Below are 26,555 nucleotides of genomic sequence, written 5' to 3'. Positions count from 1 at the left end.
CCCCCCCCCCCCCCCCCCCCCCCCCCCCCCGGCGGGCCCCCCCCCCGGGGGGCCCCCCCCCCCGCGGGCCCCCCCCCCGCGGGGCGCCCCCGGGGGGGGGGCCCCCCCCGGGGGGGCCTCGGCGATCATGCCCTCATTCGGCCCGCACCCGGCCGGGCAGCAGGGCCGCGGCCAACGCTCCGGCGGCCACGATCGCCGCACCCACCCACACGGCGGGCACCAGTCCGTCGACGTAACCCTGCGGATCGGTGTAGGCACCGTAAGAGGCGAACACCGACGCCAGTACCGCGATCCCCATGGCCACGCCGACCTCGCGCACCGTGTTGTTGGTCCCCGAGGCCACGGACCGATCCGCCTCCGGCACGGCGGCCATCACCACGGTCGCCAGTGGGGCGAAGGTCAGGCCCATTCCGATTCCGGCCAGCAGTAGCGGGGCGACGAACGAACTGTAGGCGAGGTCCACCGTGGTCACCGCCGCCATCCAGGCCAGCGCCACGGCCAGCAGCGCCTGCCCGGTGACCAGTAGGATCCGGGGGCCGACGCGGTCGATCACCAGTCCCGCGAGTGGGGCCACCACCATCGGCGCCATGGTCCACGGCATGGTGCGGATACCGGATTCCAGCGGGCTGTATCCCTGCACCACCTGGAAGTACTGAGCGAGCAGGAAGATCGACCCGAACACCCCGACGGAGAACGCGAACGCCACCACGTTCGCGACACTGAACGCCCGCACCCCGAACAAGCGCGGAGCCAGCATGGGGGCGGAGGCCCGATGCTCCCAGGCGACCAGTGCGGCCAGCAGCAGCGCACCACCGAGCAGCGCGGTCAGCACACTTCCCGAGGTCCATCCGTCGTCGGCGCCGTGCACGATCCCCCAGACGATCGCGACCACCCCTCCCGAGGCGAGGATCAAGCCGAGCGGATCCAACCGGCCTGCACCACCACGCGAATCGCGCAGGACCCGGGCGACCAGCGGCAGTACCAGGATCCCGATCGGCACATTGACCCAGAAGATCCACTGCCAGCTCATCCCGTCGACCACCGCCCCGCCGAGCAGAGGACCGAGAGCGACCCCGAGGCCGGCGATCCCGCCCCAGATACCGATCGCGGCACTGCGCAGGCGTTCCGGTACGGCGTCGGAGAGCAAGGTCAGCGATAGCGGCATCACCGCCGCGCCACCCAGGCCCTGCACCACCCGGGCGGCGATGAGCGTTGCCGGGTCGGTCGCCAGGGCGCAGGCGGCGGAGGCGAGCGTGAACAGCGCGATACCGGCGAGGAAGATACGGCGGCGGCCGAGCCGATCACCGAGCGCGGACGCGGTGAGCAGCAGGGCGGCGAAGGACAGCGTGTAGGCGTTGACGAACCATTGCAGATCGCTGAGCGAGGCGCCCAGTTCGGTGCGGATCACCGGTAGTGCATTGGTGACCACCAGGTTGTCGAGCGTGACCATGAACATGGGGATGCCGACCGCGGCGAGTACGAGTGCCAGCGGTGGCCGCGGCGCGACGCTGCCGCGGTGGGGTTCCGCGGTGTTGTCTGCGGTGATGACGGTGGGTGAAGTCAGCGCTTCGGTCATATCGCATCCTTGTTGTAATCGACTGATAACTACCTACCGAAAACGGTATGCATCGACTGATAACATGTCAACAGTACGAGCAGACCTGAGGAGGACCATGCCGGAATCGAGCAGGATCAGGATGACCGCCGAAGAACGCGGCGCCCAGGTATTGGACGCGGCGGTCTCCGCCTTCGCCGAAACCGGCTACGCGGCCACCCGCACCGACGAGATCGCCCGGCGCGCGGGTGTCTCACAGCCCTATGTCATCCGCCTCTTCGGCTCCAAACAGCGCCTGTTCCTCGCCGCGGTGGGCCAGGTCTGCGACCGTATCGAGGCAGTATTCACCGAAGCCGCCACAGCCGCCGGCCCGGGCGCACCCCTCGACGCGCTCTCGGAGGCCTACAACCGGTTCCTCGCCGACCGCAACCTGCTCCAGGTCCTCCTGCACGCCTTCGCCGCGGCGGGCGACCCCGATATCGGCCCGGTGATCCGCGACCGCTACGGCCGCATCTATCGCCTCATCCGCGAACTCACCGGCGCCCCGATCGCGGAGGCCCGGCGTTTCCTCGCGACCGGCATGCTGCTCACTGTGCTGGCCGCACTCCGCGTGACCGGACCGGAAGCGATAGCCGCCGACTGGGCCGAAGACATGCTGGCCGATCTCTACCAGCACGGCATGTGAACCGGCCCGGGAAGCGGTAGCGATACTCGCACGTCCGTGTCCGACCGATTCGATGACGCGTGTGCGGTCGCTGTCGAGTCCGCTGGAGCTGCGGCCGACACAATACACGTTGCGCCCCGGACGACGAGACCGGACGAGTCGTCGTCGGCTCCGCATACCACCGGCAACCGGCCTGCCGTCGTTGTCGGCAGCTACGTCGCCGATCCCGTGCGGTGCCGTACCCGGGAATTCGCGTACAGGCAGATCGCCGCGGCCGCGGCGATATTGAGGCTTTCGGCCCGCCCGTGGATCGGGATCCGGACCCGGTGCCGCGCCCGGCGCGCCACCTCCGGATCGAGGCCGTGCGCCTCGTTGCCGAACAGCCAGGCCACCGGGCCGGTGAACAGTTCGCCGGCGTCCTCGAGGTCGAGCTCACCGTCGGCCGCGGTGGCCACGGTGGCGATCCCGGCCTCCTCGATCCGGTCCAGCACCGCGTTTGTCTCGCGATCACGCACGATCGGCACATGAAAGAGGCTGCCCGCGCACGATCGGACACATTTCCCGTTGTGCGGATCGACACTGTCGCCGGCCAGCACCACCGCGTCCGCACCGATCGCGTCGACCACCCGGATGAGTGTCCCGGCATTACCCGGATCCGCGATCCCGACCGGCACCGCCAATATCCGGGGGGTCGGCGATCCGGGTTCCGCCGGCAGGATACGGTCCAGCGGCACATCGACCAGATCGCAGACGGCCACCAGGCCCGGCGGCGTGACGGTCTCCCCCAGCGCCTGCGCGGCCCGGTCGGTGACGAGCGTTGTGCGCACACCGTCCGCCGCGGCACCGGCGATCAACGCATGCTCACGGGTGGCGCCTTCGGCAGAGTAGAAGAGCTCCCGGACCCGCCCGGTATCGAGCGCCGCGCCCACCGAGTTGGCGCCTTCGGCCAGGAACCGCCCGGTCTTCTTGCGCGCTGCCCCCCGATGCAGTTTCGCGGCGGCGACTACGCGGGTATTGCGCCAGTCGATGGCTTCCTGTTGACCACGCACCCGTAGATCGTAGTGCCGGCCCGCACCCGCTCATCCGCAGCCGTACCCCTGTGCAAGACGGCAGCCCGCCCGATTGCCCCGGTCCGGCCCCTCGGCTGTCGCCACGCCGGGTGACGGGCACCGGGTCCCGGCATTCAGCCGCGGAGGAACGTCGCGATCGCCGCGGCCATGGCCGCCGGGGCGTCGTCGTGGATCCAATGGCCGGCACCGGTGATCTCGGCCGAGCGGGCACCGGGTCTGCGGGCGACCATTTCCTCGGCGAGCCGGGCGGGAAGCAGGGCACTGTGTTCCCCACGCAGTACCAGTGCCGGACAGTCCGAACCGAGCCAGTCGTCCCACCAGTCCCCGACACCGCTGAGCTGAACGGCCATCATGTCGTTCCAGTCGAAGAGGAACCCGCGCTGCCCATCCGGCATGGTGACCGCACTCTGCAGGAAGTAGCTCGCATCGGGTACGCCACGGGCGAGCAGCGCCTCCGCCAGCTCCGCGTCGGTCGGCGCGGTTTGCGGCCAACCGTGCACCGGTAGCACCGGGTGCTCGACCTCGGGACGCCGCATAACCGGACCGACATCCTCGATGACGAGGCCTGCCACGAGCTCTGGATGACGGGCCGCGAGCTGGTAGGCGGTGATACCGCCGCGGGAATGGCCCAGGATCACCGCCGGCGCGAGATCGAGCCCGGTGAGAACGGCGGCGGTGTCGTCGACGAAGTCTGCGCAGGCGTAGCTGTCCGGATGACCGCTGAACCCGTGCCCCCGCTGATCCGGTGCGATGATCCGGGCAACGCCGCTGAGTTCGCGCGCCAGGCCGGCGAATATCGCGCCTCGGCCGAATGTCCCGTGTAACGCGAGAAGCGGGGTGCCGCCACCACCGAAGTCCGTATAGGAGATCCGCACACCGTTCGCCTGCAGGGACAGTTGTTCTCGCACAACACGGATGTTGTCATCCCGGCCCGCCGGGATGCGAGCCATTTGCGCACCGGACCACATCCACCCGGACCGGGAGGCGTCGACCGACCACGTCCGCCGCTCACCGTTGCGACAGCCGACTCGGCCGGGCCGGTCGTCGGACAGCACGAGGGCCCCCCCCCCCACGAGGGGGGCCGCGGTGAGGCCCGGGCCGGGGCGGGCGGCCCCACCCCCCCGGGCCCCCCCCCCCCGGGGGGGCCCCCTCGTTACGGCCGGACCGGGTCCGGTCCGCGAAATCTACCGCTCAGGCAGCCGGGGCGTTGACATCGGCCGGCAGCGCGGCCTTGGCGACGGCGACCAGGCCGGCGAACGCTTCGGCGTCGGAGACGGCGAGCTCGGCGAGGTTCTTGCGGTCGACCTCCACACCGGCAGCCTTCAGGCCCTGCACGAAGCGGTTGTAGGTGATGTCGTTGGCGCGGGCCGCGGCGTTGATACGCGCGATCCACAGCTTGCGGAAATCGCCCTTCCGCGCCCGGCGGTCCCGGTAGGCGTAGGTGAGCGAATGCAGCTGCTGTTCCTTGGCCTTGCGGTACAGGCGCGAGCGCTGCCCGCGGTAGCCCTTGGAGGCCTCGAGGATCGAACGGCGCTTCTTCTGAGCGTTGACGGCCCTTTTGACGCGTGCCACTGGTCAGTCCTAATCGATCTTGGGGGTGCTCGTCGTTCGCACCCGAGTGGGTCGGTTCATCGGCGTCCGGTCGCGTAGGCGGTACCGGACGGTATCTGCCCCGAAAGGGGAATCAGATACCCAGCAGCTTCTTCACCCGGCGGACGTCGGCGGGGGCGACGGCCTCGGTACCTTCCAGACGACGGGTCCGGCGGGAGGACTTGTACTCGAACAGGTGCCGGCGGTTGGCCTGCTGACGGCGCAGCTTGCCCTTACCGGTCACCTTGAAACGCTTCGATGCGCCGCTGTGGCTCTTCATCTTCGGCATGGCAACCTCAATCTGTGTCGTGCCCGCGCAGGGGCGGACCAGGTGTACTGATCAGCGTTATTGCGGGCTCGACGCAATATCGCTGCGGCGTACGCCGCGGGTGCGGCAGTGCGCCGCAGTGTTCACGGCTACGCCGTTGTTATTGCGCGACCGGCCGACCGGCATTCGGCGTCGCGCCGCCGGACTGCGGCCGGGCCGAATCCTGCGCGGCCTTGGCCCGCGTCTTCGCACCCTTGTGCGGGGCGAGGACCATCGTCATGTTGCGGCCGTCCTGCTTGGCCGAGGTCTCGACGAAACCCAAATCCGCCACATCGGAGGCCAGCCGCTGCAGCAGCCGGAAACCGAGCTCGGGCCGGGACTGTTCGCGTCCCCGGAACATGATGGTGACCTTGACCTTCGACCCGGCCTCCAGGAAGCGCACGACATTGCGCTTCTTGGTCTCGTAGTCGTGATCGTCGATCTTGGGCCGCAGCTTCTGTTCCTTGATCACGGTCTGGACCTGGTTCTTCCGGGACTCGCGCGCTTTCTGCGCGGTCTCGTACTTGAACTTGCCGTAATCCATGATCTTGCAGACCGGCGGACGTGCGTCCGGTGCGACCTCTACGAGGTCGAGGTCTGCCTCCAGGGCGACGCGGAGTGCATCTTCAACACGCACGATCCCAACCTGTTCACCGCCGGGTCCGATGAGCCGGACCTCGGGAACACGGATGCGATCGTTGATGCGGGTCTCAGTGCTGATGGGGCCTCCTAGGTCTAGCGGTGTCATCCGACGACCGCTCGAAATGAACCCCTTGTTCAACACGAAAGCCCCGTCGCGGTATTTAACCGCCGACGGGGCCCGAGTCGACCGATCCACGCAGGTGCGATACCTGCGCCACACTCCCGGTTCATCCGGGACCGTGGTCCCACCACGAAAGGTGGGTGACCGGACCGTTTGACCTGGCGATCACTCGCCGGCAACGGTGGGAGTCGGGCTCCACTTGTCTGCCCCGGACAGGACCGGGGCGGTCGTCGCCGACGAGTTTAACAGTTCCGCGCCGGATGAACGAATCGCCCGGTCGGCGCCCGGCGCGGAAACCGGTTGCCCCACCGCCCGCCGCCTGCCAGGCTCGGCATCCGTGAGCAGCCGCCGTGACCTTCTCCGCTGGCAATTCGACCTGGTCTGGTCGCTGTCCCAGCTGCATTTCGACGCCTTGACCGACGACGATACCCACTGGGCACCCGCGGAGGTGATCTGGACGGTCCACCGCGGTGCCGACGGGCACTGGCGACCGGATTTCGCCGAAACGGAGCCCGATCCGATCCCCGCCACCACCATCGCCTGGCTGACCTGGCATATCGGCTGGTGGTGGAGTTCGGCGATCGAACATGCCGAGGGACGACCGGTGCCGGAACGCACCGAGGTGTACTGGCCGGGCACCACCGCCGCCGCGCTGACCTGGCTGACCGACCTTCGTGAGCAGTGGCTGGCCGTGCTCGACCGCTGCGACGACAGCACACTCGAACAGCCCACGCACTACCCGTGGCCGGCCGAAGCCGGGCTGACCGTCGCCCATCTGGCTGCCTGGGTGAATGCGGAACTGATGAAGAACGCCGCCGAGATCGGCCAGTTGCGGGTCCTGCGGGCCGCCGGATCGGCGGGCGGGACGACGACCACCCGGACCACGGCCTGAGCGGCGACGTATGTCCGAACTTCGGTACGCCAGGCACTCTCGCCGGTGGCGGGGTGGGCTGTGGGGCGGGCCGGTTCGGGCACATCACCCCAGCCGGGGCATAGGTGGGCCGGGGCCCACGCCTAGGCTGATCCCCATGACCGAACAGCCCGATGCCGACGTGCGTGAACTGGCCGATATCCCCGCTGTGGAGGTGATCAGCCGGGCCGCGGTGATGCTGATGAGTTCGGCGGCGGAGAAGCTCGGGCTCAGCGACGCCGATCCGGAGAACAGCCCGCGCCGGGATATGGACGAGGCGCGGCGCGTCATCACCGCGCTGGCGGGTCTGATCACCGCGTCGGTGGAATATCTCGGACCGCACGCCGGGCCGCTGCGGGAGGGCCTGCAATCGCTGCAGAAAGCCTTCCGGGAGAGTTCCGCGGTACCCGACGCCCCGGGTGCCGGGCCGGGCGAGAAGTACACCGGCCCGGTCTACTGACCGGCCGGCCCCGCCGCAAACTCCGGGCCGGCGCCGAGCTTCGACTGCGAACCAGCTCATGTTTGCGGCTCGACTCGGCGGACGGCGGTCAGGCGGCCGCTTTCCGCACCAACTCGCGGATCCGGGTTTCGTCCGCCGGGCTCAGCGTGGTCAGCGCGTAGGCGGTGGGCCATATCGTGCCTTCGTCGAGCTGTGCCGAATCGTTGAAGCCGAGCGTGGCGTAGCGCGCCTTGAACTTCGCGGCGCTCTGGAAGAAGCAGACGACCTTGCCGTCACGAGCGTAGGCGGGCATTCCGTACCAGAGCTTCGGGGTGAGACCCGGCGCATCGGCGGTGACGATGGCGTGGATCCGTTCGGCCAGGGCCCGGTCGTTCTCCGCCAGCTCGGCGATCTTGGCCAGTACATCGCGCTCGCCGTCCGCTTTACCGGCCCGCCCGCCGCGGCGGGCGGCTGTTTTCAGCTCTTGGGCGTGCTCTTTCATCGCCGCACGTTCTTCGGCGGAGAACTTCACCGAACTCTTCGAGGTGGCCGGGGGTGCGGTCTTCGGGGTGGTCATGGTGGTTCCTTCGTTTCGGTGGGGAGATATCCGTTTCGATGGCTGTCCGCGGATCGTGGACGTGTCCGCGCAGCTTTGTGGCTCGGCGGCGGTAGCCGGCGAGCCGAGGTTCAGCGGTCCTGCAGCAGGCCGAGCACATTGCCGTCCGGGTCGGTGACCGTGGCGACCAGGCGCCCCGCACCTACTTCGCGCACAGCTTCGCGCACGGTGGCGCCGGCGGCGCAGACCTCGGCCAGCTTCGCCTCGATATCGGGCACCTGCCAGTACGCCACCGGCGCGGTCATCTCCTGCGGTCCGCCGCCCGGCACCAGCCCGATGTGCTGGCCCGCGATATCGAAACCGATGTAGTAGGTCCCCTCGGTCTGCGGCGCGATACCGAGCAGCGCGGAGTACACCTTTCCCGCCTTCGCGAGGTCGGAGACGGGGTGCAGAACGGTGGTTATTCCGGTGGTGGACTGGGTGGCCATGGTCGCTCCTGAGGTCGTCGATCGGATGGCGCGGAGGTCGGGCCCGGCACCGGAACACCCTGTATCTCGAAGGTTTTCCGCCGGTAGATCGTCGTCCGTCGCCGATGGGAACAACGTTATTTCCCGGCCGTGCGCGGGCACATCCGTGCCGACCACGGAATCGACCACTGAGTACGCACGTACCCATGGGCACGTAGCGATACGGAGCCGGTACGCGACAATCACGACGTGTCGAAGCAGAAGGTCACCGGCGGGATCTCGGACCGGGAGGCCGAGGTGCTCGCCCTGGTGGGCCAGCACCTCAGCAATGCCGAGATCGGCGCGCGCCTGTACATCTCGGTGCGGACCGTGGAAACACATGTCTCCGCGCTGCTGCGTAAGGTCGGCGTGCCCGATCGGCGTGCGCTGGCAGGGCGTGCCGCCGAATCGACCCGCGCCGAGCAGGTGAACGAATCGGTCGCCGTCCTGCCGGCACCGCTGACATCGTTCATCGGCCGGACCGGGGAGCGCGCCGCGCTGCGGGCAGCCGTCACGGCGCACCGCCAGGTGACCGCTCTCGGGCCGGGCGGGGTCGGCAAGACGCGGCTCGCGCTGGCCGTAGCCGCGGATCTGGCGGCCGAATTCACCGACGGCGCGTGGTTCGTCGACCTCGTACCGGTCACCGATCCCGCTTTGATCGGGTCGGCGGTGGCCCGCGCGCTGGGTCTCGGTGAGCAGCACGGGCAGAGTCTCGACGATTCGGTGCTCACCGTGCTCGCCGACCGCCACACCCTGCTGGTGCTCGACAACTGCGAGCATCTGCGCGACGCCCTCGCGCCGTTCCTGGAACGACTACTGGCCCACTGTCCCCGGGTGACCGTTCTGGTCACCAGCCGGGCCCGGTTGCTGGTTCCCTTCGAACAGGTCTACGAGGTGCCGCCGACGGTGCTCGACGGTGGCAACGGCCCGTCCGATGCGGTCGCGCTGTTCCTGGAGCGGGCCCGTGCCCTGGGCCGCTCGATCGAGCCGGACCGGCTGGACCGGGTCGACGAGATCTGCCGCCGCCTCGACGGGCTGGCGCTGGCGATCGAACTGGCGGCGACCCGGCTGCCCAGCCTCGGCCTCGACGGGTTGACCGCGAGCCTCGCCGATCCACTGCGACTACTCGTCGGCGGCCGGCGCGCCGACGAACGGCATCGGTCGGTCCGGGCCATGCTGGATTGGAGCCAGACCCTGCTGACCGATCAGGATCGATTGCTGCTGCGTCGCGTCGCGGTTTTCGCCGCCCCGTTCACCGCGGCCGATGCCACCGCGGTGGCCGGATATCCGCCGCTGGAGCGGAACGCGATCGCGGACGGTCTGGCCCGGCTCGCCGAGCAGAGTCTGCTGACCATCGTCACCACCGCGGGCGGCACCCGCTATCGGGCGTTGGAGACCATCCGTCAATACGCGACCGAACAGCTCACTGCGACCGGGGAATCGGCCATCGCATACGCCGGCCATCTGGACTGGTGCCGTGTGACGGCCACAGCGCTCGTAGCAGAACTCCCGTCCGCCGCCGGGTGGCGCAGCGGGTTCGATACGGCAATCGACGATCTGCGAGCGGCGCTGACATGGGCGGCCGATCAGTCCGCGTACCGGTCCGACGCCCATGAACTGGCGTTATCGGTGGCCCGGCTGACCTTCGCCCGCAACCTCACCGGTGAAGCACAGCTGCGGTACGAGCAGGCCGCAGCCCTGACCGACGATCCGGCCGCCGCGGCCGCCACCCTGCGTCATGCCGCCGCCGTGGCCGGATGCCGGACGCGGGGTGCGGATATGTATCGCCTGTACCGCACCGCCGCCGGAACCGCGTACCGCGGCGGCGACACCGCAGCGGCCGCCCGCGACCTGGCCACCGCGGCGATAACTGTTTTCCGGATGTCCGATACCTTCGCGCAAGCCCCTGCTCCCGGCGAGGCCGCCGATCTCCTTGCCGAAGCCCGCGCACTGGCCGGTGACGACCCCGGTGCAGCGGCGGCGGTGGCGCTGGCCGAGTGCGGAGTCTTCGCCCACGCCGCCGATTCGGCAGGGCGCGAACCGCAGGCGGGCCGGCCGACAGCGGTCGACCTGGCACAGCGAGCAGTCGAACTCGCCTACCGCACCGAGGATCGGCTGGCACGAAGCGCTGCCCTCGACGCCCTAGCCGCTGCTCAGTGCTGGGTAGGGGACAACTTCGCCGCGGCCGATACCGCGCGCCGGCGTGTGGAACTGCTCACCGGGTCTCCGGACACTCCGGCCGAGGTGGTCGAACAGGTCGGCGCGCTCGCGGAAGCCGCCGAAATCTGCCTCGGGGTGGGAGATCTGCCCGGTGCCCGGCGGTACGGGGCGCACCTGCGCGACCTGCCGATTCTGGCCGAACGCGGCGATTTCGCGACATCGCGGCTGCTGTTGGCGGACGCGCTGGCCGGACATTCCGGCGACGTCCTGGCGGGTAGCAGCCGGTTCATCGACGCCTGGGAACTCGCCGGCCGCCCGCACGCACCGCATCTCACCCCGGCGGCGGCCGCGGTCGCCCTGATACACGGTCTGCGCGACGACGAAACGGCCCGGACACGGTGGCTCGCGATCGCCGCAGAACTCGGTACTGCCTCGCAGCACAAAACCGCCTACGGCGCGGTTTTCGAGGCAATCCTGCTGCTCCACCGGGGCGGTGCCGCCGACGCCGTCGCGGAACTGGCGACCGATCTCGGCGATATGGATGTCCGCGATGTCTGGGTCTGGCGCCACTGGTACTACGCGTTGCGCGCCGAGGCGGCGGTCCTCGCCGGTGACCCCACCGCCGCCGAATATCTCGCCACCGCCGCAACAGTGATCACCGGTGACCCCATCGCCGAGGCGATCGTGGCCCGCGCCGCGGCGTTGCACGCCGGCGATTCCGAGCGGCTCGCCGCCGCGGCGGACGCGTTCGCAACAGCGGGCTGTCTCTACCAGCAGGCCCGCACCCTCACGCTGGTAGGCGATGATCGGGCCGGGGAGGGCGTACGGACCCTCCGTGAGCTCGGATTCGCCCCGGCTGCCGGTTGATCGAACAACCCGGACCGCGATGATCGCCGCTCCTGTACGAGTTCGTGGCCGGGCGCCGTATCCGCACTTCGACCAGCGCGTTCTCGTGCTGCCCGGACCCGGCGCCCCGGACGGATACCTCGCTGTAATGAAGCTGGAATCCAGCCCGGAACGGGAACACCATCGCTCGTGCGGTGACCGGGTCCGGCCGGGTACACACCCAATGCCCGCTCACCGCGGACCACAGCACAGCACGCTCGGTACCAGAGGTACGACGGCCATCGCAGATCGTTCCGGCCGAGCACCATCGTCACAGCACGTTCGCCCCGCAACCGCGCCTCCGGCGTGATCGCTCCGGTAGCTCGTCGACCGTGCCGGTGGTAGTCGGCGTACGACTGTGCACGCACTGTCGCGCGGTTCTGCGTAGCCGCACGCGGCGGGGTGCGGTTACCCGGGCAACCGCCACCCCGCCGCCGTGCTCAGCGCAGCGCCGCCGCCTTGCGGGCCAGGCGTTTCGCCTTCTGCGCGTCCGGCGATTTCACTGCCTTATCGGGCGATTCCGCCGCCGTTTTCGCGGACTTCTTCGCTGCCGGCGCCTTCTTGGCCGCGGTCTTACGCGCCGGTGCGGTATCCGGTTTCACCGCACCGGTATCCGTCACCGGTCCCGTCGCCGCGGGCTGCGCCAGGATCTCCTTCAGGAACTCGCCCGTATAGCTGCCGGGTGTGGCGGCGATATCCTCGGGCGTCCCCTCACCGACCACTGTTCCGCCGCCGGATCCGCCCTCGGGACCCATATCGATCACCCAGTCCGCGGTCTTGACGACATCCAGGTTGTGTTCGATGACGATCACGGTATTGCCCTTGTCGACCAGGCCGTTGATCACCGCGAGCAGTTTGCGGATGTCCTCGAAATGCAGGCCGGTGGTGGGTTCGTCGAGGATGTAGACCGTGCGGCCGTTCGAGCGTTTCTGCAGTTCGGCCGCCAGTTTCACGCGCTGTGCCTCACCACCGGACAGAGTGGTCGCGCTCTGGCCCAAACGCACATAGCCCAGACCGACGTCGACGAGGGTGGCCAGATAGCGGTGGATCGAGGTCACCGGTTCGAAGAACTCGGCGGCCTCCTCGATCGGCATATCCAGGACCTCGGCGATGGTTTTGCCCTTGTAGTGCACCTCGAGGGTTTCCCGGTTGTAGCGGGCACCCTGGCAGACCTCGCACGGCACATAAACATCCGGCAAGAAGTTCATCTCGATCTTGAGGGTGCCGTCGCCGGAGCATGCCTCGCAGCGACCGCCCTTCACGTTGAACGAGAAGCGACCGGGCTGGTACCCACGTACCTTGGCCTCGGTGGTGGCGGCGAACAAGCTGCGGATCTTGTCGAACACCCCGGTGTAGGTGGCCGGGTTCGACCGCGGGGTGCGGCCGATCGGCGACTGGTCCACGCGCACCAGTTTGTCCAGCTGATCCAGCCCGTTGACCCGGGTGTGCCGGCCCGGCACCTGGCGCGCGCCGTTCAGCTTGTTGGCCATCACCGTCGCCAGGATGTCGTTGACCAGGGTGGACTTACCGGATCCGGAGACGCCGGTGACGGCGGTGAGCACACCCAGCGGGAACGCCACATCGATATTCCGCAGGTTGTTCTCGGTGGCCCCGACCACCGTGACCCGCCGCTTCTTGTTCACCGGCCGCCGCATCATCGGTATCTCGATGCGCTCCCGGCCGGCGAGGTATGCGCCGGTGAGCGAGGCCGGATCGGCGAGCAGTTCGGAATAGGGACCGCTGTGCACCACCTGGCCGCCGTGTTCACCGGCGTAGGGGCCGATATCGACAACCCAGTCCGAGGCACGGATGGTGTCCTCGTCGTGCTCGACGACGATCAGGGTGTTGCCCAGGTTCTTCAGCCTGGTCAGTGTTTCGATGAGCCGCCGGTTGTCGCGCTGGTGCAACCCGATCGACGGTTCGTCCAGCACGTACAGCACCCCGACCAGCCCGGACCCGATCTGGGTGGCGAGCCGGATCCGCTGGGCCTCACCACCGGAGAGGGTGGCCGCCGCACGGGACAGGGTCAGGTAGTCCAAGCCCACGTCGAGCAGGAACCCCAGCCGGGCCTGCACCTCTTTGAGGACCTGACCGGCGATCGCCGCCTGCCGCTCCCCCAGGGTCAGCGCGTTCAGGAACTGCGCGCAGTCGCGAATCGAGAGCTCGCTGACCTCCGCGATGGATTTCCGCTCCGCGCCCGCGGAAAGCGTGACGGCCAGGATCTCCGGCCGCAGCCGCGCGCCGTTGCACACCGGGCACGGGACGTCCCGCATATAGCCCTCGTAGTGCTCCTTCATCTGCTCGGATTCGGTGTTGTCCAGCCGCCGCTGCAGGAACGGCATCACACCCTCGAAATCGGCGTAGTAGGAGCGTTTCCGGCCGTAGCGGTTGGTGTAGACGATATGGACCTGATCCGAACTGCCCTCGAGCACCGCTTTCCGCGCCCGCGGCGGTAATTCACGCCACGGGGTGTCCAGATCGAAGCCCTGGGCGGCGGCGAGCCCGGAGAGCAGGCGCACGAAATACTCCGCGCTCTGCCCACGCGACCACGGCGCGATCGCACCCTCGGCCAGGCTCAGCTCCGGGTCGGGAACAACGAGTTCCGGGTCGACCTCTTTGCGGATACCGAGACCGGTGCAGTCGGGGCAGGCTCCGTAGGGGGAGTTGAACGAGAACGACCGCGGTTCCAGATCCTCGATATCGAGGGCGTGGCCGTTCGGGCAGGCCAGTTTCTCGGAGAAGCGGCGCTCGCGATCGTGCGCGTGTTCGTCGCGGTCGACGAAATCGAGAACGACGATCCCGTCGGCCAGGCGCAACGCGGTTTCGATGGAATCGGTGAGCCGCTGCTTGGCGGTCGGTTTGACGGCGAGGCGGTCGACCACCACCTCGACATCGTGCTTTTCCTGTTTCTTCAGCTTCGGCGGATCGGTGAGCGGATACACCACGCCGTCCACCCGGACCCGGGAATAGCCTTGCGAGTTCAGCTGGTCGAACAGGTCGACGAATTCACCTTTGCGGGTACGCACCACCGGTGCGAGCACCTGGAAGCGGACCCCCGGCTCCATGGCCAGCACCTGGTCGACGATCTGCTGCGGGGTCTGTTTGGCGATGAGTTCGGAGCACACCGGGCAATGCGGGACACCGGCGCGGGCATAGAGCAGGCGCAGGTAGTCGTGCACCTCGGTGATGGTGCCGACGGTCGAACGCGGGTTGCGGTTGGTGGATTTCTGGTCGATCGAGACCGCGGGTGAGAGGCCCTCGATGAAATCCACATCGGGTTTGTCCATCTGGCCCAGGAACTGCCGGGCGTAGGCGGACAGCGATTCCACATACCGGCGCTGTCCCTCGGCGAAGATCGTATCGAAGGCCAGGCTGGACTTCCCCGACCCCGACAGGCCGGTGAAGACGATCAGACTGTCGCGGGGCAGGTCGAGGTCGACCCCTTTGAGGTTGTGCTCCCGCGCGCCGCGGACAGTCAGGCGTTCCGCCACCAGGTGGGTCCCTTCTCGTATCTGTTCGTCGTCGCGCCTCCAGGCGCGCCATGATGTCGTTCCGCTGGAGCCGCCGCGACCGGCCCGGTACGGGCGGCAACGGAGGACGGCCACTGCTGCCCGGTCGTCGCTCTCGGCTCGGGCCGCGGATGGGCCCGCGGTGATGCTAGGACGAGCCACCGACAAGTTTCGCCGAACGGCCGGGACCCGCGGATACGGTGCGGCTCCACGGACTGCGCCGGGTACCGGCACACTGTCCGAGCGCATCGGCAGGACGACGGGCGAGCCGGACGGGCTCCCATCCCAGAGTAGGTCAACCGGGCCCGTCGCCGGGGCGTGTCACCGATCACGCCGGACCGGCCGTGCCCGTGGTCCGCCGTGCCCCGAAACCGGGGCCGGTACCGAATCCGGGTACAAATCGCGCCGCCATCGCACCACTGCGGAGCATCTCTAGCCCCCAGTCGTCACCGGTGACCGCACCGACGCCGGTGGTCGACATAAGATCGGTAGTGAAGTCCGGTGTCTTGCACGGCATCTCCCGCCTCGGTTCCCGGTTACCCGGTACCGCCGGGAACACGCTGTGACGTGATCGCCGGAGGCATCACGTCCACGGGACGAGTTCCATGTGTGTGGATGCCGGAGTAGTGCCGTGTTTGAATGTCCGGGTCAACCGACGATGGGGGTTGGTATGGGAGATCGCAGGGCCTCCGCCGCCGAGCAACTCGCGCATCGGTATCGTTCCCTGGTCGAACACTCCCCGGACGGAATCTTCGTCCACGAACGCGGCATAGTGGTCTACGCCAACCCAGCGTGCCTGCGGATCCTGGGCGCGCGGAATCTCGCCGAGATCCTGGGTCAACGCGTCACCCGTTTCCTGCACCCCGACTCCCGCGAGCTCATGTTCGAGCGGCTCGCCGGCCTCACCGCAGCCGGAGTCGCCACCGATCCCACCGAAATGACCCTGCTGGCACTGGACGGCCGCGAGGTCCCGGTGGAAACGGTCTCCGTGCTCACTGCCTGGCACGATCGCCTGGCCTACCAGGTGGTCATCCACGACCTGTCCGCCCAGCGCCGCGCCGAACGCGCCCAGCGCCGCGCCGAACAGCATTTCACCACGGTGGTGGCGCAGCTCGAGGAGGGTGTGGCGGTCATCTACCGGGACGGCATCATCGGCTCGGCGAATCCGGCGGCCCGGCGCATCCTCGGCATCGACGACCAGATGCCGGTGGTCGGCTCCAAGATCGCCCAGCTGCCGGTGGAATGGATGGACGCCAACGGTGCGCCGATGCCGCCGTCCCGCCATCCGGTCGCGCGGACCCTGGCGACCGGCGAGACGGTCACCGCCTTCGTATTCGCCATCGGCCGTCCGGACGGCCGGCGCCGCTGGCTCAGTGTTTCGAGCCGCCTGCTCACCCCGGACGAACCCGGCGTGGCGGCGGTGTGCTCGTTCACCGATATCACCGAGTATCTGGCCGGGCGCCGCCAGCTCGAATATCAAGCCACCCACGACCCACTGACCGGGCTGGCCAACAGGTCGCTGACCCTGTCGCAGCTGTCGGGAGCACTGGCCGCCAGCGGGGCGCACCGCCGGGTGTCCACCGTGATGTTCATCGACCTGGACGGCTTCAAATCGATCAACGACACCATGGGTCACGCCATCGGCGATACGGTGCTGCGGATCGTGGCCCACAGGTTGCAGCGCGCGCTGCGTGCCGAAGATCTCGTGGGCCGGCTCGGCGGCGACGAATTCCTCGTCCTGCTGGCCGGGCGCCCCGGCGACGAAGAGCTCGAACCGCTGGTCCAGCGGCTGCGGGCGGCCATGGCGGAACCGATCGTCGCCCGCGGGCACCGGATCGCGGTCAACGCATCCATCGGAGTCACCACGCTCGAACCAGGCGATACGCGCACTCCCGAAGCGGTACTGCACGACGCCGATCTCGCGATGTACGAGGCCAAACCGCCGGGCCACCGCAATGCCACCCGCGGGCGCGGTCTGCGCGGCGACAACAGCAACGTCTCCTGACAACAAGCCGCCGACCTGCGGAAACGTCATGTCACCGTAGTCCGCAGTAGACTCGACAACTCTGTGCACGCCCCAGCGCAACGTGTGCACACCGTAATTCGTGTCCGCCGAGCTTGTCCCGCCGTGGGTGAGAAGGAGCCAGAACTTGCCCGACAACCGCACCCAGGAACGCGTAGGCACCCTGGACTCCACCGAGTCACCGCCGGACGCGGCGACCCGAGATATCGATCAGGAGCAGGCGTACCTGTCGGTGCTGTACGACCGGCTGGACGATATGCGCGCCTACGCGGACAAGCGGTTGCGTACGGTGCTGCTGGAAACCGGCGGTACCCCGCAGGCGCGGACCGAGCGGGAATCGTTCACCCAGCTCTACACCGAGGATCTGGCCAAATACGACGCCGCCGAGCACGGCCTGTGCTTCGGCCGGATCGATATCACCGACGGCGAGGACGGTCCCGAGCAGCGCTATATCGGCCGCCTCGGCATCCTCGACGAGGACAACGACTACGAAACCCTGCTCCTGGACTGGCGGGCCCCGCTGGCCCGGCCGTTCTACCTGGCCACCACCGCTGCTCCCGACGGCGTGGCCCGCCGGCGTCATATCCGCTCCCGCAACCGCCGGGTGACCGCCGTCAACGACGAATACCTCGATCTCGACGCCGCCCGCCGCGCCGGCGCCACCGCCTCCGACGGCGGGGTCGGCAGCGAGAGCGCGCTGCTCGCGGCCCTGAACGCGGCGCGCACCGGGCATATGTCCGACATCGTGGAAACCATCCAGACCGAACAGGACGCGATCATCCGCGCCGAGCACAAGAGCGTTCTGGTGGTCCAGGGCGGGCCGGGTACCGGGAAAACCGCGGTCGCGCTGCACCGCGCCGCATACCTGCTCTACACCTATCGGCAGCAGCTGGCGAAGAGCGGTGTGCTGATCATCGGCCCCAATGCCACGTTCCTCGACTACATCGGCCAGGTGCTGCCGTCCCTGGGTGAGACCGGGGTGCTGCTGTCCACCATCGGCGACCTGTACCCGGGCGTGAAGGCGACCCGGGAGGACACGCTCCGCGCCGGTGAACTCAAGGGGTCGCTGCAGGTCCTCGACATCCTGAAGAACGCCGTCCGCGACCGGCAGGAAGTACCGCGCGAATCCATCACCCTGACCTTCGACGGGTACCCGGTCACCCTGGACCGCAAGATCGTGACCCGGGCCCGGGGCCGGGCCCGCTCCTCGCGCCGCCCGCACAATCTGGCCCGGCCCATCTTCGTATCGATGGTGATCGAAGCGCTCACCGACCAACTGGCGCACACCATGGGCGCGGACCCGATGGGCGGTGGCCGCAGCCTGCTCAGCGCCGCCGATCTCAGCGAGATCAGCGACGAACTGCGCGCCGATGCCACGATCAACCGGGTACTGGCCGAACTGTGGCCGCTGCTCACCCCGCAGCAGGTCCTCACCGACCTTCTCACCGACCCCGGACGGCTCGACCGGGCCGCCGGCAAAATCCTCGACCCCGCCGATCGCGCCGAACTCCTGCGCACCGGCACCGGCGAGTTCAGTGCCGCCGACGCACCCCTGCTCGACGAACTGGCCGAACTCCTGGGCACCGACGACGCGGAGGAGCGCGAACGCGCCCGGCGCCGCTGGCGCGCCCAGCTCGCCGAGGCACAGGATGCCCTGGACATCCTCACCGGTTCGGCCCCCCAGGATCTCGAGGACGAACTCGACCCCGAGATCCTGATGGCCTACGACCTGATCGATGCGAGCCAGCTCGCCGAACGCCAGCAGGTGCGCAACCGGCAGACCACCGCCGAACGGGCCGCCGGCGACCGCAGCTGGACCTACGGGCATGTGATCGTGGACGAGGCCCAGGAACTGTCGGAAATGGCCTGGCGGATGGTGATGCGCCGGATACCGAACCGGTGGGTCACCGTGGTCGGCGATATCGCCCAGACCGGCGACCCCGCGGGTGCGCATTCGTGGGCGCAGATGCTGGAACCGTATGTGGCCAAACGCTGGAAACGCACCGAACTGACCGTGAACTACCGCACACCGGCCGAGATCATGGCGGTCGCGGCGGATGTGCTGGCCGCCATCGACCCCACCGCCCAGGTACCACGTTCGGTACGGGAAACCGGCCGCATGCCGCGGGCGTACCGGGTGGCCGCGGCGGAGATGGCGGAGACGCTGGCCGCCATGCTCGCCGAGGAGGAGGGTCCGGGTACCGCGGCGGTACTGGCCCCCGCCGAGAACATCGGCGAGCTGGCCCAGCTGGCCGGCGAATCGGTACGGGTGCTGACGGTGACCGAGGCCAAGGGCCTGGAATTCGACGCGGTGTACCTGGTGGAACCGAGCGCGGTGATCGCCGATTCACCGCGCGGCCGCAACGATCTGTACGTCGCCCTGACCCGCGCGACCCAGCGGCTCACCGTGGTGCACAGCACGGATCTCCCGCCCGAATTGCACCGCCTCGCACGCTGATCCGGGGTCGCCTCGGCCTGCACACCGAGGTGTTCCACCGGCGACGGCAGGGTGCCCACCGGTTGTACCCCGGTTCGCCCTGATACGCGAACGCCCCGCCCGAACATGTTCCGGGCGGGGCGAAAACGCGACAGGTGCGGGTCAGCGCACCGTGTGCACGATCAGGACATCGGATTTCGATTTACGCGCCACATCCGAGGGCACCGAACCCAGCAACCGCCCGGCCAGCGTGTTCAGGCCCCGGTTGCCGACCACGAGCAGATCCGCCTGCGTTTCCTTCACCAGGTCCAGCAGGGATTCGACCGGTTCGCCGACGATCGCCTTCTCGACGATCTCCTTGGCGCCCGCCGCCACGGCGCGGTCCCGCGCGGTACGCAGAATCTCGTTGGTGGGCGCCGAACCACGAACCTGGTACGCCTCGTCCTTGAGCAGATCGCTCGCGGCGGCGACGTCACGGTCGTCGGTCGGGTAGTAGGCGCAGGCCACGATCAGTGTCGAACCCGCGGCTCCCGCCAATGCGGCGGCCTTGTCCACGGCGACGTACGACGAGTCCGAGCCGTCGGTACCGACGACAATGGTCCGGTAGGCGGTCATTCTCTCCTCCAACTGTGCGGGGTATAAACGCGGCTGCGCCGAACGTTGCCGGAATGTCGGCAACGGCGCAGCGACTGCGTAGACCATAGCCGTAACCGAGGTCCGAGTAACCGGATTCGTTCTACATCACATTGCGCCGGGGCGGCACCAGTGTTTCACATTTTCGCTCGCGACAGCGGCAGCGGCCGTATCTACCTGGACGTTCCCGCTGCCACGCGGTCGAACATGTGACACATCACAAGAACAGCGAACACCATTGCCGCCGTGGGATTTTCCTCACAACACATCCGGCCACGAGCGCACCGCCCCACCGAATTACGAATACGGACCGCAGCTAGAACAGCGGGCCGGTAATCGTCAGCCCCAATTCCTCGGTATGCGCGAAAAAACCGAACAGCATCACCAGGGCGCCCGCGAGAGCGAGATCCTTGTTGAACTGAATGGTCTCCGACTGCGTTGCTTCCGGATCGGTCTCCTTCCAGAAACTGTGCATCATGATCATGGTGGGCACGATCATGATCAGCAACAGCAACGCCCCCAGATCGGCCCAGATACCCAGCAGAATGCTGATACTCCCGAGCAGCATGAGCGCACCCGAGGCCCGGACCGCCATCTCCGGCATCGGTACGCCCTTGGCCTGCGCGTAGCCGGCCATGGCTTTCGTCTGGGTGAAATGCCCCAGCGCCGAGCTGAGAAACAGGATGACGAACATCACCCGGCCGATCAATACCACGACATCCATGTGCAGCTCCTCGATTTCCATGTGGCAGGAACGAAGGCCCTACGTGGTCACGCTGCGCTGTCTCCTTCGGGCCTGACTCGCTCGTGCCGGTTTGCCGACGGGTACCGCTTCCGTGTCGAATCCGAAATCCGACTATGAGGCAGGCAGCACCTTGGAAGTCACCTCATCGCGCGAGCGTATCGAATTCTTGGCATATTCCAGCGGCGCCATTCCGACCTCCGCGGTGAACTCCCGGGTGAAATGCGCCTGATCGAAATATCCGAGCTCGGCGGCGAGTGCGGCGAGATCGGCGGTGCGGCCCCGGGCCAGCAGATCCGCGCCGTCCTGGAGCCGGTACCGGCGCAGCACCCATTTCGGTCCCGCACCGATGTACCGGCGGAACAGCCGCTGTAGTGTCCGCGCCGAAACCCCGAAACGCTCGGTGACCTGATCGACCCGGGTGAGTTCGGGATCCTGCGCCATCGCCGCCGCGATCCGCAGCACGAGCCGGTAGTTCGGATCGGCGCGCCGGGTGCGGGTGCACAGATAGTCCTCCACCAGCCGGCGCCGGTCCGGATCGGCGGGCGTGGCCAGCACCCGCTCGGCGAGATCTCCGATATCGGGCAGTACCTCCCCGGCGGGCACGGCCCGGTCCCGCAGCCTGCCCACATCGAGGCCCGTGAACGCCCCGAACCCGCCGGGCCGGAACCGCACCCCGAACGTCTCCCCCCGACCGGCGAGCTCCCGGACGTATTTCCGGGTACACACACCATTGACGAATCCTCCGTAACGATCGCCGTCGCGTTCGAAGGTGAGATGCACGCACGGAAACGGGAGCACCTCGGCGAAGTAGGGCGCACGCCCGCGCATATCCCAGCGCACGGCCCAATACCACTCGACGTACTCGGCAACTGCCGTCCCGGCCGACAATCGCTCGAGCGTGCGATAGCGCTCCTGCTCGTGCGGATGCAGGATCGCCTTCCGATCATCCGGCGCCGGAGCGGGGCCCGGGTCACTCACGACGAGGTCCGCGGAGGCTGTCGTTCCGACCGGCCGGAGACCACCGAGCGCGCATGCCGAAGCCGAGCCACGATGCGGCGCTTCCGCCGAGTCCCGTTGCCGACTTCGGCGGGCTGTCGCTTTCTTACAAGATCCGCTCGGCGCGCTTCGGCAGACTCGAACTCATGAGCGAAACAGTGAATCCGATTCCCGAGGGCTACCATTCGATCACCGTGTTCATCGCGGTCTCCGACGGCAATGCCGCCATCGACTTCTACACCACCGTCTTCGGTGCCGAGGTGATCTCCCGCAACGATATGCCGGACGGGCAGCCCGCCCATGCCGAACTGAAGATCGGCGATTCCACGATTCAGCTGGGTATGCCGGTACCGGACCAGAACGTGCTGGCACCCACCGGCGAATGGGTGCACACCTCGCTGGTGCACTACTGCCCGGACGTCGACGCCGTGGTCGCCCGCGCCCGTGCACACGGTGCGAGGGTCGCCGAAGACCCGGCCACCTTCGTCACCGGCGACCGCTACGCGGCCGTATCGGACCCGTTCGGTCACCGCTGGGTGGTGATGACCCGCGTGGAAGACGTCTCCCGTGAGGAGGCCGAACGCCGGGTCGACGAATGGATGGCCACCCAGGGCTGACCGTCCGCCGCAGCGGGATCCGGACCCGGTCACTTCAATCCGGCCGCGTCCATCCCGCGCAGCTCCTTCTTCAGGTCGGCGATTTCGTCGCGGAGCCGGCCCGCGAGCTCGAATTGCAGTTCGCGGGCCGCGTTCATCATCTGATCGGTGAGCTCGGCCACCAGATCGGCCAGTTCGGCCCGCGGCATCGACTTGATATCGCGACCCTCCACGATGCCCGCGCTGACCGCCCGGCCGGGCTCCCCCTGCGCCCGGCGGCCGCGGCTGGCATTACGACCGGACCCGCCCACCGCGACCTCGTCGTCGGCCTCGGAGTAGACCTGATCGAGGATATCGGCGATCTTCTTACGCAGCGGTTGCGGATCGATCCCCATTTCCGCGTTGTAGGCGAGTTGTTTGGCCCGGCGGCGTTCGGTCTCGTCGATGGCGTCGCGCATCGAATCGGTGATCTTGTCCGCGTACATGTGCACCTCGCCCGAGACGTTGCGGGCGGCGCGCCCGATCGTCTGGATGAGGCTTTTGGTGCTGCGCAGGAACCCTTCCTTGTCGGCGTCCAGAATGGCCACCAGCGAAACCTCCGGCAGGTCCAGGCCCTCACGCAACAGGTTGATACCCACCAGCACGTCGTACTCGCCGAGACGCAGCTGGCGCAGCAACTCGACCCGGCGCAGGGTGTCGATCTCGGAATGCAGGTACCGCACGCGCAGGCCCAGCCCGAGCAGGTAGTCGGTGAGATCTTCGGCCATCTTCTTGGTGAGCGTGGTGACCAGCACCCGCTCGTCGCGCTCGACTCGCAACCGGACCTCGTGCACCAGATCGTCGATCTGCCCCTTGGTGGGTTTGACCACCACCTGTGGATCGACCAGACCCGTCGGGCGGATCACCTGTTCGACCACCTCGCCGCCTACACGGCCCAGTTCGTAATCGCCCGGAGTTGCCGACAGGTACACCGCCTGACCGATTCGCTCGGCGAACTCCTCCCACGTCAACGGCCGGTTGTCCACCGCCGACGGCAGCCGGAACCCGTATTCGACGAGGTTGCGTTTGCGCGACATATCCCCCTCGTACATACCGCCGATCTGTGGCACCGTGACATGGGATTCATCGATGACCAGCAGGAAATCATCGGGGAAATAATCGAGCAGGGTGGCCGGGGCCGAACCCGCGGGCCGCCCGTCGATATGCCGCGAATAGTTCTCGATACCGGAGCAGAAGCCGACCTGCCGGATCATTTCCAGATCGTATTGGGTGCGCATCCGCAATCGCTGCGCTTCGAGCAGTTTGCCTTTGCCCTCCAGTTCGGCCAGCCGTTCTTCGAGCTCCGCCTCGATATCGGTGACCGCCCGCGCCATCCGATCCGGACCGGCCACGTAATGGGTGGCCGGGAAGATCCGCACCATATCGACCTTGCGCACCACGTCCCCGGTGAGCGGGTGCAGATAGTAGAGTTCTTCGATCTCGTCGCCGAAGAATTCGATCCGTACCGCCAGTTCCTCGTAGGACGGGATGATCTCGACGGTATCGCCGCGCACCCGGAACGACCCCCGGGTGAAGGCCATATCGTTGCGGGTGTACTGGACGTCCACCAGCATGCGCAGGAAAGCGTCCCGGTCGACCTCGGCACCCACCTCCAGCAGCACCGACCGATCGAGATACGACTGCGGGGTGCCCAGACCGTAGATACAGGACACCGAGGCCACCACCACCACGTCGCGCCGCGACAGCAGCGCGGAGGTCGCCGAATGGCGCAGGCGCTCCACATCGTCGTTGATCGAGCTGTCTTTCTCGATATAGGTATCGGTCTGCGCGATATACGCCTCGGGCTGGTAGTAGTCGTAATACGAGACGAAATACTCCACCGCGTTGTGCGGGAGCATTTCGCGCAGCTCGTTGGCCAGCTGCGCCGCGAGAGTTTTGTTCGGGGCCATCACCAGTGTGGGCCGCTGCAAGCGTTCGATGAGCCAGGCCGTGGTGGCGGATTTACCGGTACCGGTGGCACCCAGCAGCACCACATCGGGTTCTCCGGCCGTTATCCGCCGTTCCAGCTCGTCGATCGCGGCCGGCTGATCACCGGCCGGCCGATACGGACTGACGACCTCGAACCGCCCGCCGGTCCGCTCGATCTCCCCGACCGGGCGGAACTCCGATTTCGCCAGGGGAGTCTGCCCGTCGGCCTCGGTTCCGCTGACGCCGGCCGCACGGAGTTCGGTTGCGAATGCCATGACCCCAGACTAAGCCCGCCCACCGACACGATTCCGGCCTCCACCACCGCAGCGGCCGCGGCGCCGGCGGCCGGCCGGTACGGCACCGAGCACATCACCGGCGGTCTGGGTAGATTCTGCACCTGTGACCAAGCCAGCCAGTGTGCACGTCCACCGGCCGAAGGTGGAGTACTTCGATATCGCGGAACTGACGAATACCGATCCGAAGGGATTCATCCGCGCGGTCGAGCGCTACCACCTCGAGCCCTGGGGTCTGTACATGGCCCGCAGCGCCGATCACCCCCAGTTCCACTACCTCGAATCCTGGCTGCTGCCGGCGCTCGGCGTCCGCGCGACGGTGTTCCACTTCCATCCGGCGCATATGCGCGACCAGGACTATTACATCGATATAGGGGTATTCGGCGAATTCGAACCGAAACGCTGGCGATCGGTCGACCACTACCTGGATCTGGTGGTCCGGACCGGCCGGGAAACCCAACTGCTGGACGTCGACGAACTCCTCGCGGCCCACACGACCGGCCTGATCGACGCCGCCACCGCGGAGCAGGCCGTGGTGACCGCGACCCGTGCCATCGACGGTATCGCCGCCCACGGCCACGATTTCCTGGCCTGGACCGCGTCCCTGGACATGCCTCTCACCTGGATGTGAGCCCGCCGGTTCGCGCGGTGGTTCGGTTTCACTCCGGGTTCTCGGTACTCCTCCGGTCGGCGACCTGCTGGGCTACCCCGGTCAGCCAGGGATCCTGCGCCGCAGCATAGGCCGCCCACGCCTCGTCTCCGCCGAGTCCCGCGGCTTTCCTGGCTGCCGCCCGTATCACCTCGGTGTACTCGGTGCGGGCCTGCTCGTCGGCCCGCAACCAGTCACGTAACGCCAGAGCGAACTTCTCGCCCGGACTGTCCGCCACGCGCACGTGCACGAACGCAGGACGCCCCGGATCCGCGCTACCGTGCGTCCGAGCCTCGGTGGGCTCGTCCCCGCCACCGGGTGACGGCTCATGGATCGGCGCCTCGAGCAGCGGGAATCCAGCGCCGGCGAGAGCGTCCCGGATACCGTCGACGCCGGCCCGGTCGGCGACCGTGACCTGCAATTCGAGCACATCCGGCGCGGGCAGACCCGGCACCGCGGTGGCGCCGATATGATCCACCCGCACCGCCGCCGCGCCGGCCGCGACCTGCAACCGCGCGATCAGCCGCTGGGCCTGCGCGGCCCACTCCGGTCGAGCATCCACGATGCCGAACTCGGACCGCACCGCGATACCGGCGCGCATATTCGCTTCGAACGGCACCAACCGCCCGTCCCAAAGCCGTGCGACCTCGGCTTCGACCGCGCCCGCGGCACCGTTGTTGTCCAGTAGCACGTCGGCGGCCGCGTAGCGCTGTTCGTCGGTGGCCTGCGCGGCGATCCGGGCACGCGCATCGGTTTCGTCCACACCGCGGAATTCGACCAGTCGCCGCACTCGGGTTTCGGTGGCGGCATCCACGACCAGCACCAGATTCACGAACGGTGCCATATTGTTCTCCACCAGCAGCGGAACATCCTGCACCACAATGGCGTCCGGTGCCGCCGCGGCAAGCAACTCGGCGGTGCGCTGACCCACGAGTGGATGGGTGATGGAGTTCAGGGTCGCGCGGGATTCGTCGTCACGGAATGCCTTGGCGGCGAGTGCGGGCCGGTCGAGACTTCCGTCGGCGGCCAGGATATCCGCACCGAACGCCTCGACGAGGGCGGCCAGGCCGGGAGTTCCGGGTGCCACCACCTCCCGCGCGATCACATCGGAGTCGATGATCACCGCCCCGTGCTCGGCAAGTGCCCGCGCGACCGTCGATTTACCCGCGCCCATACCTCCGGTGAGGCCGATTCGTAACATTGGCTCAGTTTCGCATCCGGCGCACCGCACGCGCCGGAGAGGTCGCACCGTAGCCGCTGTCCGACACGCCCACGGGTGCCCCGATCCGGAAATGTCCGGA

The 26,555-nt window shown here is 68.2% G+C and carries 22 protein-coding genes; 8 read left to right on the top strand and 14 right to left on the bottom strand.

The genetic code is table 11. The features are described from left to right. Positions 1–133: 133 nt before the first annotated feature. Positions 134–1,576, bottom strand: a complete 1,443-nt coding sequence (locus QH195_RS10490) for an MFS transporter (protein ID WP_280435191.1) — start codon at positions 1,574–1,576, stop codon at positions 134–136. A 121-nt stretch (positions 1,577–1,697) separates the two neighbouring features. Here QH195_RS10490 and QH195_RS10485 point away from each other — a divergent pair, with 121 nt between their 5' ends. Continuing rightward, entirely contained in the window at positions 1,698–2,240 is a 543-nt protein-coding gene (locus QH195_RS10485; protein ID WP_280435190.1) for a TetR/AcrR family transcriptional regulator, read from the top strand. Between the two features lie 191 nt (positions 2,241–2,431). On the opposite strand, the gene QH195_RS10480 is transcribed toward QH195_RS10485, so the two are convergent. From QH195_RS10480 to infC, 5 genes are all read right to left on the bottom strand, one after another. Beyond that, positions 2,432–3,268 carry a TrmH family RNA methyltransferase gene (locus tag QH195_RS10480; protein WP_280435189.1) on the bottom strand — a complete coding sequence of 279 codons (837 nt, stop codon included), beginning with the start codon at positions 3,266–3,268 and terminating at the stop codon, positions 2,432–2,434. A gap of 134 nt (positions 3,269–3,402) precedes the next feature. Beyond that, a complete protein-coding gene (locus tag QH195_RS10475; RefSeq protein WP_280435188.1) occupies positions 3,403–4,197 on the bottom strand; it encodes an alpha/beta fold hydrolase in 795 nt (264 codons plus the stop codon). Between the two features lie 283 nt (positions 4,198–4,480). After that, positions 4,481–4,861 (bottom strand): 50S ribosomal protein L20, encoded by a 381-nt coding sequence (gene rplT / locus QH195_RS10470; RefSeq protein WP_033245214.1) that lies wholly within the window; start codon positions 4,859–4,861, stop codon positions 4,481–4,483. A 112-nt stretch (positions 4,862–4,973) separates the two neighbouring features. Further along, a complete protein-coding gene (gene rpmI / locus QH195_RS10465) occupies positions 4,974–5,168 on the bottom strand; it encodes a 50S ribosomal protein L35 (protein ID WP_033245213.1) in 195 nt (64 codons plus the stop codon). Between the two features lie 139 nt (positions 5,169–5,307). Beyond that, positions 5,308–5,934 carry a translation initiation factor IF-3 gene (infC, locus tag QH195_RS10460; RefSeq protein WP_280435198.1) on the bottom strand — a complete coding sequence of 209 codons (627 nt, stop codon included), beginning with the start codon at positions 5,932–5,934 and terminating at the stop codon, positions 5,308–5,310. 352 nt (positions 5,935–6,286) lie between these two features. Here infC and QH195_RS10455 point away from each other — a divergent pair, with 352 nt between their 5' ends. Together QH195_RS10455 and QH195_RS10450 are read left to right on the top strand one after the other, a co-directional pair. Continuing rightward, positions 6,287–6,841, top strand: a complete 555-nt coding sequence (locus QH195_RS10455; RefSeq protein ID WP_280435187.1) for a DinB family protein — start codon at positions 6,287–6,289, stop codon at positions 6,839–6,841. Positions 6,842–6,977: 136 nt separating this feature from the next. Continuing rightward, positions 6,978–7,319: a DUF1844 domain-containing protein gene (locus QH195_RS10450; protein ID WP_280422493.1), complete on the top strand. Its 342-nt coding sequence runs from the start codon at positions 6,978–6,980 to the stop codon at positions 7,317–7,319. Positions 7,320–7,407: 88 nt separating this feature from the next. Here the strand turns inward: QH195_RS10450 and QH195_RS10445 are convergent, their stop codons facing one another. Then, positions 7,408–7,875: an iron chaperone gene (locus QH195_RS10445; RefSeq protein ID WP_280435186.1), complete on the bottom strand. Its 468-nt coding sequence runs from the start codon at positions 7,873–7,875 to the stop codon at positions 7,408–7,410. Between the two features lie 110 nt (positions 7,876–7,985). Beyond that, a complete protein-coding gene (locus QH195_RS10440; protein ID WP_280435185.1) occupies positions 7,986–8,342 on the bottom strand; it encodes a VOC family protein in 357 nt (118 codons plus the stop codon). 228 nt (positions 8,343–8,570) lie between these two features. Here QH195_RS10440 and QH195_RS10435 point away from each other — a divergent pair, with 228 nt between their 5' ends. After that, positions 8,571–11,387: an ATP-binding protein gene (locus QH195_RS10435; protein WP_280435184.1), complete on the top strand. Its 2,817-nt coding sequence runs from the start codon at positions 8,571–8,573 to the stop codon at positions 11,385–11,387. A 458-nt stretch (positions 11,388–11,845) separates the two neighbouring features. Here QH195_RS10435 and uvrA read toward each other — a convergent pair whose 3' ends face one another. Further along, positions 11,846–14,896 (bottom strand): excinuclease ABC subunit UvrA, encoded by a 3,051-nt coding sequence (gene uvrA, locus QH195_RS10430; RefSeq protein WP_280422489.1) that lies wholly within the window; start codon positions 14,894–14,896, stop codon positions 11,846–11,848. Positions 14,897–15,584: 688 nt separating this feature from the next. Here uvrA and QH195_RS10425 point away from each other — a divergent pair. Beyond that, positions 15,585–16,919, top strand: coding sequence for a diguanylate cyclase domain-containing protein (locus QH195_RS10425; protein ID WP_280422488.1), 1,335 nt, complete (start codon positions 15,585–15,587; stop codon positions 16,917–16,919). A 145-nt stretch (positions 16,920–17,064) separates the two neighbouring features. Then, positions 17,065–19,395, top strand: coding sequence for a HelD family protein (locus tag QH195_RS10420; RefSeq protein ID WP_432278503.1), 2,331 nt, complete (start codon positions 17,065–17,067; stop codon positions 19,393–19,395). A gap of 141 nt (positions 19,396–19,536) precedes the next feature. Here the strand turns inward: QH195_RS10420 and QH195_RS10415 are convergent, their stop codons facing one another. From QH195_RS10415 to QH195_RS10405, 3 genes are all read right to left on the bottom strand, one after another. Further along, positions 19,537–19,989 (bottom strand): universal stress protein, encoded by a 453-nt coding sequence (locus tag QH195_RS10415; protein ID WP_280400522.1) that lies wholly within the window; start codon positions 19,987–19,989, stop codon positions 19,537–19,539. Between the two features lie 334 nt (positions 19,990–20,323). Further along, the gene (locus tag QH195_RS10410) at positions 20,324–20,731 is read right to left on the bottom strand and encodes a DoxX family protein (RefSeq protein ID WP_280422487.1); all 408 of its coding nucleotides are present in this window, start codon (positions 20,729–20,731) and stop codon (positions 20,324–20,326) included. 132 nt (positions 20,732–20,863) lie between these two features. Next, positions 20,864–21,730 (bottom strand): helix-turn-helix domain-containing protein, encoded by an 867-nt coding sequence (locus tag QH195_RS10405; RefSeq protein ID WP_280435183.1) that lies wholly within the window; start codon positions 21,728–21,730, stop codon positions 20,864–20,866. Positions 21,731–21,894: 164 nt separating this feature from the next. On the opposite strand from QH195_RS10405, the gene QH195_RS10400 reads away from it, so the two are divergent. Continuing rightward, positions 21,895–22,365 carry a VOC family protein gene (locus QH195_RS10400; protein ID WP_280422485.1) on the top strand — a complete coding sequence of 157 codons (471 nt, stop codon included), beginning with the start codon at positions 21,895–21,897 and terminating at the stop codon, positions 22,363–22,365. 29 nt (positions 22,366–22,394) lie between these two features. Here QH195_RS10400 and uvrB read toward each other — a convergent pair whose 3' ends face one another. Continuing rightward, positions 22,395–24,587, bottom strand: coding sequence for an excinuclease ABC subunit UvrB (uvrB, locus tag QH195_RS10395; protein WP_280422484.1), 2,193 nt, complete (start codon positions 24,585–24,587; stop codon positions 22,395–22,397). Positions 24,588–24,711: 124 nt separating this feature from the next. Here uvrB and QH195_RS10390 point away from each other — a divergent pair, with 124 nt between their 5' ends. Continuing rightward, complete coding sequence (locus QH195_RS10390) at positions 24,712–25,236, top strand: DUF402 domain-containing protein (protein ID WP_280422483.1); 525 nt, start codon at positions 24,712–24,714, stop codon at positions 25,234–25,236. A 28-nt stretch (positions 25,237–25,264) separates the two neighbouring features. On the opposite strand, the gene coaE is transcribed toward QH195_RS10390, so the two are convergent. Continuing rightward, positions 25,265–26,455 (bottom strand): dephospho-CoA kinase, encoded by a 1,191-nt coding sequence (coaE, locus tag QH195_RS10385; RefSeq protein WP_280435182.1) that lies wholly within the window; start codon positions 26,453–26,455, stop codon positions 25,265–25,267. Positions 26,456–26,555 lie beyond the last annotated feature (100 nt).

Source organism: Nocardia carnea, from assembly GCF_029868855.1.
GTDB classification, from domain to species: Bacteria; Actinomycetota; Actinomycetes; order Mycobacteriales; family Mycobacteriaceae; genus Nocardia; species Nocardia carnea_A.
Note: the sequence above shows the minus strand (reverse complement) of the source record. Positions and strands in the feature narration are given on the sequence as shown.